Origin of the sequence: Hymenobacter sp. UV11, assembly GCF_004684095.1 — a bacterium.
Taxonomy (GTDB): Bacteria; Bacteroidota; Bacteroidia; order Cytophagales; family Hymenobacteraceae; genus Hymenobacter.
In genome coordinates this window covers 1-530 of sequence record NZ_SRII01000067.1, presented here as the reverse complement: position 1 = coordinate 530, position 530 = coordinate 1, and the positions used below count along the sequence as shown (strand labels likewise).

Annotated in this window: 1 protein-coding gene; it reads right to left on the bottom strand. The window is 64.7% G+C overall.

Going from position 1 to position 530, the window contains the following annotated elements; translation table 11 throughout:
• Positions 1 to 74: 74 nt before the first annotated feature.
• A partial coding sequence (locus E4631_RS25715; RefSeq protein ID WP_166648157.1) for a TolC family protein occupies positions 75 to 530 on the bottom strand: 456 nt, incomplete at its 5' end.

Below are 530 nucleotides of genomic sequence, written 5' to 3'. Positions count from 1 at the left end.
TGGCCAGGGTTAGCCCCAGCAGGGCCAGAAATGCAATATTCTTCATGGAGGAAATTCAGGGAATCAAAGAAGGGTTACTGAGGCGTACTGTTAAGTAGGTAGTCCAGCTCAATAACGGTCTGGTTGTGGTCGAGCAGCACATCCAGGTAGGCGGTGCGGATGCTCAGGGCCCGCTCCAGGTTAAGCAAATACTCGCTGTAGCCGGTTTCGCCGGCCTTGAAGGCGCGCGTGCTCAGGCGCACAATCACGTCGGCCTGGGGTAGGCCGGTTTGCTGGTAAAACTGCAGGCGCTGCTGCTGCTCGGCGTGCCGGGCCACCAGTTCGTCCTGGCGGCCGGCCAGTTCCACCAGCTGCCGCCGGTAGGACACCGTGGCCACCTGCTCCTGCAGGCGGGCCGCCCGGACCCGCGCTTTCTGCGGGCCGCGCAGGATGGGGATGCCCACCGAGCCCTGCACCCCCTGAAACCGGTCACTGCCGGTGTAGTCCTGCTCCGGGCCGCCCACGCCGCCGATGGTCTGGGGCCCCTTGAG